Source organism: Paenibacillus terrae (genome assembly GCF_005217525.1).
GTDB classification, from domain to species: Bacteria; Bacillota; Bacilli; order Paenibacillales; family Paenibacillaceae; genus Paenibacillus; species Paenibacillus terrae_C.
Genome location: NZ_PNXQ01000013.1, coordinates 45,642 through 54,314, shown reverse-complemented (window position 1 = coordinate 54,314; position 8,673 = coordinate 45,642). Strand labels below are relative to the sequence as shown.

10 protein-coding genes are annotated in these 8,673 nt (G+C 47.3%); all 10 read right to left on the bottom strand.

The features are described 5' to 3' along the window. The coding region (locus tag C1I60_RS14350) for a tail fiber protein (RefSeq protein WP_252361721.1) at window positions 1–1,228 on the bottom strand (1,228 nt) is incomplete at its 3' end. A gap of 67 nt (window positions 1,229–1,295) precedes the next feature. Further along, the gene (locus tag C1I60_RS14345; protein ID WP_137062349.1) at window positions 1,296–1,856 is read right to left on the bottom strand and encodes a phage tail protein I; all 561 of its coding nucleotides are present in this window, start codon (window positions 1,854–1,856) and stop codon (window positions 1,296–1,298) included. Next, window positions 1,849–2,979, bottom strand: a complete 1,131-nt coding sequence (locus tag C1I60_RS14340) for a baseplate assembly protein (protein ID WP_137062348.1) — start codon at window positions 2,977–2,979, stop codon at window positions 1,849–1,851. Before C1I60_RS14340 ends, C1I60_RS14345 begins: the two co-directional genes overlap by 8 nt. After that, entirely contained in the window at window positions 2,963–3,313 is a 351-nt protein-coding gene (locus C1I60_RS14335) for a GPW/gp25 family protein (protein ID WP_137062347.1), read from the bottom strand. The genes C1I60_RS14340 and C1I60_RS14335 overlap by 17 nt, the downstream gene beginning before the upstream one ends. Continuing rightward, entirely contained in the window at window positions 3,310–3,711 is a 402-nt protein-coding gene (locus C1I60_RS14330) for a phage tail protein (protein ID WP_137062346.1), read from the bottom strand. The genes C1I60_RS14335 and C1I60_RS14330 overlap by 4 nt, the downstream gene beginning before the upstream one ends. Window positions 3,712–3,713: 2 nt before the next feature. After that, a complete protein-coding gene (locus tag C1I60_RS14325) occupies window positions 3,714–4,241 on the bottom strand; it encodes a phage baseplate assembly protein V (RefSeq protein ID WP_170970819.1) in 528 nt (175 codons plus the stop codon). 1 nt (window position 4,242) lies between these two features. Beyond that, a complete protein-coding gene (locus C1I60_RS14320) occupies window positions 4,243–5,421 on the bottom strand; it encodes a phage late control D family protein (protein ID WP_137062344.1) in 1,179 nt (392 codons plus the stop codon). A gap of 1 nt (window position 5,422) precedes the next feature. Then, window positions 5,423–5,629, bottom strand: a complete 207-nt coding sequence (locus C1I60_RS14315) for a tail protein X (RefSeq protein ID WP_137062343.1) — start codon at window positions 5,627–5,629, stop codon at window positions 5,423–5,425. Next, the gene (locus C1I60_RS14310) at window positions 5,626–7,569 is read right to left on the bottom strand and encodes a phage tail protein (protein ID WP_137062342.1); all 1,944 of its coding nucleotides are present in this window, start codon (window positions 7,567–7,569) and stop codon (window positions 5,626–5,628) included. The genes C1I60_RS14315 and C1I60_RS14310 overlap by 4 nt, the downstream gene beginning before the upstream one ends. Window positions 7,570–7,592: 23 nt before the next feature. Continuing rightward, the coding region (locus tag C1I60_RS14305) for a phage tail tape measure protein (protein WP_212734475.1) at window positions 7,593–8,673 on the bottom strand (1,081 nt) is incomplete at its 5' end.

Below are 8,673 nucleotides of genomic sequence, written 5' to 3'. Positions count from 1 at the left end.
TAAACGGCAGACTAACGGATACGGTCATATCCACAGACTGGCCCCAGCTCGATGCAGTAACGCTCTGACCGTTAAAGGTACCGGACGCAAAGCGCTTGACAGGCAGGCTCGATATAGCTGCTGCTAACTGATCCCAGGTCATGCTGGAGTTGGCGTTGCCACCTTTGCCAGTAATGGCGGCAGTAATACCGTTTTTCCCATTACTGGCTTGCGTAAAAGCCTGTTCAGCCCGATCATATGCCGCTTTAACGGCAGACGGTGTAGCTGCCTGATCCGTGGCCGTACTCCCAGTGGAAGTGTTAAGCTGGACAATACCACGTGCTTGTGTAGTGGCGCTTGGCAAGTCCGCTGCTGTATGACTATGTTGCTTTGGAGCTGCGTAATTCTTGTCGGCTAATTCGCTCCAAGTTGTCCAAACTCCAGCAACTGTCCTTACTCGTTTAAAAATACCACCTGTATCGTCTACGTACAGGTGGACAACAGCAAGCCCTTCCGTCACATCTGCTTTTGCAACAAATAGGACGCCCTTAGGATATGCTCCCGGTGGACTATGATCCGTGGCAGGCGTAAAAGTAGACCTATCAACCCGCCACACACCCGGAGACAGCAAAAAATTAAAATCATCCATAAAAACCTTGCCTTTATCCGCCATTGAAGCAGTATATAAGTCCGAAAGAGCTTTGCTATTCGGAACGGTTGTGGGCCTTGTATCCTTGTAATTTTCACTCAATCTGACAATCCCTTTAACCGTAGTGGTTGCGTCAGGCACTTTTACATTAGCAATCTGCGTGTCGGTGTAGTCTTTGGAATTTTTCAGTGCATCGGCTACATCCTGCGGGGTAGCGTATATAATCGAATCATCCACAACCACCGTCACCTGTGCTGTGTTGCTTACAGTCAGTTCAAAATTGAATAGCTTCTTTAATACAGCGGAAGTGTTCTGAGCATCAATGTACTCGGCTCCCTCACCGGAATTTGCATAAGCGTATAGGATCTCGCCTAGGTCTGGATCGGTCGCCCACAACCCTACTTCACGGAAGAAAAAGCCGTTGGGAATGCCTTGGTTACCAAAATCGAATCCAGGCACGACTACATTTTCTGACTGTATTTTCAAACGACTTACTGGAAAAGAAACTTTCTCGTTGATTAGAGCTTTAAGCATAACAGGCAATTGTCCAGAAAGTTTTCCGTCCCCTATTGAAAATTTTGTATACGTAATCTTAGTCATCCCAGCTTCTGCTTTTGCAAGCAAATTCCGACCGCGATTAGTAATTTGGATTCCGTCGAAAGCCACTTTAATTCACCTGCCTTAAAGTAATAATATCCACTTGCTGTGTACCCACGCCGTAGTAATGGGTTCCCTTTGCCGAATCCAATACGACAACGCGGCGGAGGTGGGCGCTTTTTCTCTTCACAGACTCGACAACCTCCAAAAACTGCTGCGCCTGTTCTTCGGTAGCCTTGGGATTGGAGACAACAACCTGGAAATAGCCCGGATCGTCGCCATACTCCCACCATTCCTCCACTTTCCCGTATCCGAATATAGTCGTCACTAGGTCCTCTACAGCGCTCGGTGTACCCTTGCGGCGATGGAGTGGTATAGACTGCTGGACAAGCTCCCTGCGTTGTTCAAGCGGCAATGTGGGGTCGTAGTAGTCTACATGGAACTGCCAAGCCAATTCGTCGGTTTCTTCGTCTGTCCAATTGGTTCGCCCGAACAAATTAACACGCTGGATCTTCGCCGTCAGCTCGTCCATTTTCACGTCCAGGGCCATCGCTGCATCACGAACCTGCTTATCGGTTCGTAAGTTATCAGGTAGCACGTCCAACAGGCTTAATTCAGACAATTTAATCATCGACCAGCCCTCCAAATACCACCGTCGTAGTCCCTTCCTTGGCTACCTGACTTGAATTAAGCTCCAAGAATACAGGTGATCGAATTTCAAGTCGTGAAGCTCCGGCCTCAACAAGCATATGCGTTAACTGCGATGGGTTTATGTCTCGACCTAATCGTGATTTTTGCCATAGCTTGTATTCAGATAAAGCGGCCTCTACGGCCTTTTGAATACTCACTACGTCTGTTGCCCTTGATTTACGGATATAGTAAGTCAAATCAACATCGTAACTGACCTCTGTAGGAGATTGAACGGTAACCTTATCCGTTAGAGGTCGCCGCTTTCTGTCGTCCAAGACCGCAAACACCTCGTCAAGAACGGTTTGTGTGGGGATGACCCCGCCAGCAAGCAATACGGTAACCACCACCTGCATAGGACTTGGAGAATCCACGTGTACGTCTGCTATTGATGCACTAGCAGTTTTGGCCCAATATGCATACGCACCATCTGGTCCGGCAACGCTGAATGATTCAGGCGCGATGTGAATACGTTCGCGGTACGGGTCATTGTCCTCAACGGCAGCCCCGCCCGATGTTTCGGTAAGATTAGTTACAGATGCTACATAAGGCAATGGGTCAATTAACGTTGTGAGTTGACCTGCGATGTATCCATTGCCTTCTGTCCCTGACACATTACATTCTGCTGCAGCCGTAATTACTACGTCACCAATCGGGACAGTTACTGCCTCTTTAGTAGAAAAATAGATCGTGCCGTCACCTTCGGCTGGTCCTATGCGGGTCCCTGCTGGTATAACCTGAACATTTGTAAGCGGCGTGGACAAAGTAAACTGTATTAACGTAACGGCATAATCGGCACCTAAACGTGGTGTTTCTACAAAGGCCCCTAAATGATCCAGCACAGCGCCGCGTGCATACCGGAGTAGTTGCCCCTTGGCGACCTGATTTAATTTAACCTCTTGCATTACCATTTTGTACGCTATCGCATTTATGAAAATTCGAAGCGGATCAGCAGGGGCAAGCTGGCGTTTTGCAATTGTTTCGTACAGCGTTATAAGTGAATCCTGCATTGCCTTAACATCCGCCTGGACAAAATCAATATCCGGCAGCTCAGCCAGTGTACTCATCCGCATTCACCTCCTGCTCGTAAAAATATATGACCGGAATTAATCGACCCCCATCTGGATCATCCTGCGGATTCACAAACTGCACTTCCTGAATTAAAATTCTTGGCTCATATTCACCAACCAGCTCATAGATTTGCGATGTGATAAGTGCCTTGGAAACCTCTGTCGGCTCGTCCAATGCTCCTGGATCGAATCCAAACTGTCGATTTAAAACAACCGATCCACGCCAAGCCGTTAACAGTGTAAATAGATTCTGTCGCAATTCTGCCTCTTTGGTAGCTGGTGCGAAGTCAATCGGGCGGGTACCGGATAACGTAAGGTTGTACTGGCTCATTTAACGTACTCCTTTAGCGTAATGTTAATGGTTCCAGACAATAGGTTCCCTCGGTTATCCACGTGCGTCCAAGCCTGCTCAAGCCCCGTTACAACCCACAGACCCGCCCCCAGCTTTTTACCGCCGATTGTCAACGCTCCGGCTTTTCCTTTTCGATCCCAGTCAACCAGCTTATCCATTTCCTTACGTGGATTGGTGCCGTGCCATGCCGCAAAGTACATCGTAAATGTCACGGTATCCAGACCAGGCCCTAAGAACTGGCTTTTGGGCTTCTTCAACATAATTTCGTGGTCAGCCCAACGGCTGGCGCTAGACCGGGTAAGCTCGCGGAATGTACGTATCACCTTTGGAGTTACAACAAACGCAATGTTGCCATAACTGCCTATTTTAGCTGCCATAATTATTCACCTTCAATCGGCTCATTGAGTTCTTTAACCGAACCTACGACCGTCACATTACCAGCAAACCGCACCGCTGGAGCATTTATGTTTACGTTGCTGGCGTTAATCTCTACGGTTTGGGCTGTAATTTGCACGGATTCCGCTTGTATACTTACGGTCTTGGCCTGTACGTTTACAGCACCAACCGCATTAATCTCTATTGAGCCGGTATTCTTATCAAAATATGCATAGCTGCCATCCTCGAAGTAGATACCACGTTGGGACTGATCGGCAGGCATATCATAGCTACCGTCATATAGTGCGCCAAGACAAACTCCATCTGGTTTCCCATTCCCGAGAAAAATACACACCACATTGTCGCCCGGCTCTGGCATCGCATTCGAAAGACCCCAGCCAGTCCCAGTTGTTAAAAGTGGTAGCTCTGGGGAAACCATATCGTCCATATCAGGGAAGATTACCCGTACCTTTCCCGTGTCGGTGTCTACACTGGAGACTACCCCGATTCTATTTAAATTTTCATTCGCCATGTCACCACCCCAAAACTTTCCTAATTTCCAGACTGGTCGTATAGCCCGACCCACCAACTGCATGAGTGGCGGAAACGATAATGTACTTACCGTCAAACCTGCCAAACCCTTTTATAGTGATGGTCATCCCAGCAGCAAGGCCCACATTCCCCATGAGAGACAAAGTAGCTTTACCAGCCTCTTTATTCTTCTCGCGCAAGCTCTTTCGAGCCGCGTTAATTGCCTCAGCCTGTGAACCAACGCTCTGAGACACCTTTAAGATTGGTCCATCTTTCGGAGCACCAGGCGGACGATAAATCACCTTTATTGGCTTTGGCTGCTCCGATTTTTCTTTCTTCTTTTTGCTCTTGGATTCCTTATCAGTTTCCTTGGAATCAGTAGCGGTTGTAGCGGCCTTGGCTTTGTCCTTATCGTCCTTTTTTTCGTCCTTCTTCTCGTCTTTTTTCTTAGACGTTTTCTTTTTGGCTGCTGCTGGCTGATAGCTGACCTCGCAAGCTGAATAGGCTACATCCTGAGTCGAAAAGGTGAATCCGTAGCTAATAATGTCCGATACGCCGCGTTCAATCGTCAACGCGGGTGGTTTTTGCTCATAAACGTATTCATCAAACAGGACAAGCTTTTTGCCTGTTACCTTTAGCGCTATGCCTTCCTGTTTACACAGGTCGTTGAGGAACGACAAATCAGACACATCGGTCTGATCCTGGCGGTCGTATTTCGGATTCCCATGAGCCTCATACATCAGTGAGAAGCCCGCACGCTTGGCAATCTCCGCAGCAATAGACTTGAGCGTCACAGACTCCCAAGCCTTCGTTTTTTTCTCCTGCCGAACATTTGTTGAAACCGGTAGCGAAACTGCTTTAATGCTGACCGTATCAGGTGGGCCAGCGAAGTCAATCGAATCCACCTCGAACGTGCCACAATTAAGCCGCTTAATCTCTCCGGGCTTGCTCCAATTGATTGTTTTTATATAGGCAACTATCCTGTCTCCAGCACTTGGCGCCCAAGGACCAGACCATTTACGCGCCTTATCCTCAAGGTTAATTTGCAGATCGTCCAGCGTCCCCGGCTCCGCATCGGTATAAGTTAAATCCAATGAATAGTCGGACAACTCTTTGGTGATGTCCTTGCCGTTATAATTAATTACGACCTGTGCGCGTCTCGCATCAATAGTTTCGTCCATGTCACACCTTCCATGGCGGCAGATCAGACGCGGTTTCTTCAACCTCAGTAACGTCCGGCATCTGCAAAACAGTCCCGGCAGAAAAAACAGAAACGTCGATGTAGTCCAAATTAAGATTCATAATCTGGATCATCGACGTTTCATCACCAAACACTTTATAGGCAATCATGTCCCAGGTATCGCCCTGGATTGTTGTATATGTCGTCATAAGCTCGTCCTCGCATCTTGACGCTTCATTTGCTTATACTGCTGACGGAAAGAAGGTTCTGCAGCTTTGACCGCCTGCGTCACTACTTCTTTATCCGCGTTCCCTTGGATTACAATATTAAAGTTAAGATTCAGATTGTCACCGTTGCCGCCTGGGTTGTAGCCCATGAGTCTATTGGTTTTTTCCAAGAGGTTCATAGAACGCGGCTTGTTGTTGATTGGAATTGCAGCTTCCCAACCTGCTTCCCCCATAATGGACGGACGGTTGGTAATATCTCCATCTGCAAGCATTGGAATTTCAGGTATTCCTAAGTTCCCTACACTCCCGCCACCTGCCCATTCAGGCAATTCAAAGCTAAACCCGTTGATTTTCTGTATTGCTGAATTGATGATCATGATGACATTATTGAAGGCCGCTTTCACAGCACCTGTGATACCATCCCATATGCCGACAGCGACCTCTTTTATACCTTTCCACGCTAAATCCCAATCCCCCGTAAATACTCCTGTCAGGAAGTCAATCACACCGCCCAATACATCAATAATTCCACCTATAACAGGCTTGAGAATATTAATTGCACCTGTTACAGCAGTAGTCATAACGGGCCATGCCCATTTAAATATAGTCACGAGAGCATTTATGGTTGGCGCAATGCTCCTTTCGTATATCGCCATAATCAAGCCGCCCATTTTACCAAACAGAGCCCCTATCTTAGGCAGCCATGCAGCCAGCACCGAGCTGACTTGCGGCAACAAGGTCTTCGTCAGATAACCAAAGACTGACGTAAATACTGGACCTAATTTACCAGTCACAGAAGCTGCTAATTTAGCGACCAATGGAATTATGGCATTGAAGGCTTGTTTACCGACCTTCATAAGTGGAGCGAGCAAGGATGTGACGGAATGTAATGCAGGACCGATCCCTGTAGCAATGGACTCTATAACAGGTGTTATTGATTTTTTAAGATCGCTCACGCTGTTGACTATAGACCCAAAATCTAAATCACTGCCGAAACTGAAAGCTTCTTTGAAATATGACGATATATCACCTATCACAGGACTAAGGCTTCTAACAAACTCTTCCGCCTTGCCTCTTATACCGTCGAATATATCAACCGCACTATTTGATATTTGAATAGCTTGGTCAGGACTGAATCCAATAGACTGCAAACCTTTATTGATTTGCTGTACACCTGATATGTCGCCCGTGCCAATTGTGACGTTGTAAGCAACATCGCCTAATCCTTTTAGGATATCAACGTAGGGCTTTAACTCGGAAAGTCGATCAGTGATATCGGTTATAGCACCAGAAAGCTTGTAAGCATTGTCCTCACTCAGCCCCAGTTCCTTACCGATATTGGTTATCCCAACCGCAGCGGTGTAATAACCAGTGTTGTTCCAGGTGTTTTCAAGTAGCTGACCACTTTTTTTGATGATTTTACCGACTCGGCTTAAGTCTTCTCCTACACCCGAAAAGAATTTATTTATCTTTGGACCCGCTTGATTAAACCAGTTACTAAATTTATTGAAGGCTGGCAGCAGCATATTTGAGACAGGAATGATGATGCTTGTAAGCAACTGCCGACCTATTCCCTTAAATGCATCCCCCATGCTGCTGTATTTTATTTTCGCCATCTCGTCAATACTGTTCTTGGTCTTATCGAACTGCTTTTTGACGTTCCCGTATGACTTGATTACGCGAGCTTCCAAATCTTCGGCTTGGGTACCGAACAATTGGACAGATACAGCATTCTTCAAAACCGGGTCCTTCACAGCTTCGATAGCCTTCACGGTTTTCAGGAATGCTTCCTGCGCGGTCTTACCGCCTGCCGCGAATTTCTTCGTCATTTCAGTTCCACCGAGTCCGATGGATTTGTAAGCCGCAAGCGAGTCTTTGGAACCGTCTTTTGTACGGATACCAAATTCCTTAATACCGTCCATTAAGGTGTTATCCTGTCGGCTTTTTATCCAACAGTTCTACCAGTTTCCTTTCCCGGTAGATCAGCATATCTTTTCACCCAAAGGTGTCGCGGCCTCGTGGGTCTATTATTCCAAGACCTATGCGTTGCCCCTGACTGCTCTTTTAACAGCCTTCGGTTCGGATTAGCATTGCAGCCTCCCCGCTTAATTCCGCGATTTATAGTCGGCAACGGCTTTATACCGACTTTATCAAGGTTAAATGCCCCGGCATCCAGACCAGCCGCAAAGATATCGAACATGCCTTCTGCACTGAATCCCAATTTTGCAAAGTAAGCTGAATACTCATTCGCGCTATCCAACAATTCCCCGGATTTGTCCAATCCCTTCTGTGCGCCCTGTGCAAGCAGATTGTAAGCCTGCTCAGATGTAATACCAAAGTTTTTCATCATGGTATCGACGGTTTTGATGGATTCATCAACGTCCAGATTTTCGAAGGTATCTCGAAGGACAATCGCGCCTCGCGCTGACTTTTCAAGCTCTGGCCCAGTCTGTTTTAAGACATTTTTAGCCTTACCGACAACAAGCGCCAGGTCGTTCCAATCCTCGCCCAATTTAGCATTATAGAGATTCTTGGCGATGTCTTTCATGCCCTTCATCTGCGCTTCTGTCTGCCCTGTGCTGGCTTGGATTTGAAGCATGGCCTTCTGGTATTCGTCGGCGTACTTAAACGCAAAGAAGCCGCCCGCAGCCACGGCAGCCCCCGCCATCATCCCAGCTCCACCAGCGGCAAATAACGCTCCGCCGCCCCCTGAATCCCCTCCACCAGATCCACCGCCACCACCGCCCGAAGGACCGTTAATGCGCTGGATATCTCGCATGCGTTTCTCTAATTCTTTAATCTGCCGGACATATGCCTCGATGTCATTACCGAACTGATTTGATGGCATGCGGATACGAGTTATGTCCGTGAGAAGTCGTTTCATTTCTCGCAGATCAGGAATGACAATTTTCAATTCGTTAATCATATTCTGAAAAACGTCTTTAGGACCGTTCATCCGTTTGATATCTTTAAATTCATTCTCCAGCTTCTTCAAATCTTCTCGGATATCTTTGACGATATCACCC

Bases quoted from the DNA above. Each gene is read 5' to 3' on its own strand.
- C1I60_RS14325 (WP_170970819.1), bottom strand. From the start codon at position 4,241: ATGGCGAATGAAAATTTAAATAGAATCGGGGTAGTCTCCAGTGTAGAC.
- C1I60_RS14330 (WP_137062346.1), bottom strand. From the start codon at position 3,711: ATGGCAGCTAAAATAGGCAGTTATGGCAACATTGCGTTTGTTGTAACT.
- C1I60_RS14310 (WP_137062342.1), bottom strand. From the start codon at position 7,569: ATGGACGGTATTAAGGAATTTGGTATCCGTACAAAAGACGGTTCCAAA.
- C1I60_RS14335 (WP_137062347.1), bottom strand. From the start codon at position 3,313: ATGAGCCAGTACAACCTTACGTTATCCGGTACCCGCCCGATTGACTTC.
- C1I60_RS14340 (WP_137062348.1), bottom strand. From the start codon at position 2,979: ATGAGTACACTGGCTGAGCTGCCGGATATTGATTTTGTCCAGGCGGAT.
- C1I60_RS14345 (WP_137062349.1), bottom strand. From the start codon at position 1,856: ATGATTAAATTGTCTGAATTAAGCCTGTTGGACGTGCTACCTGATAAC.
- C1I60_RS14320 (WP_137062344.1), bottom strand. From the start codon at position 5,421: ATGGACGAAACTATTGATGCGAGACGCGCACAGGTCGTAATTAATTAT.
- C1I60_RS14315 (WP_137062343.1), bottom strand. From the start codon at position 5,629: ATGACGACATATACAACAATCCAGGGCGATACCTGGGACATGATTGCC.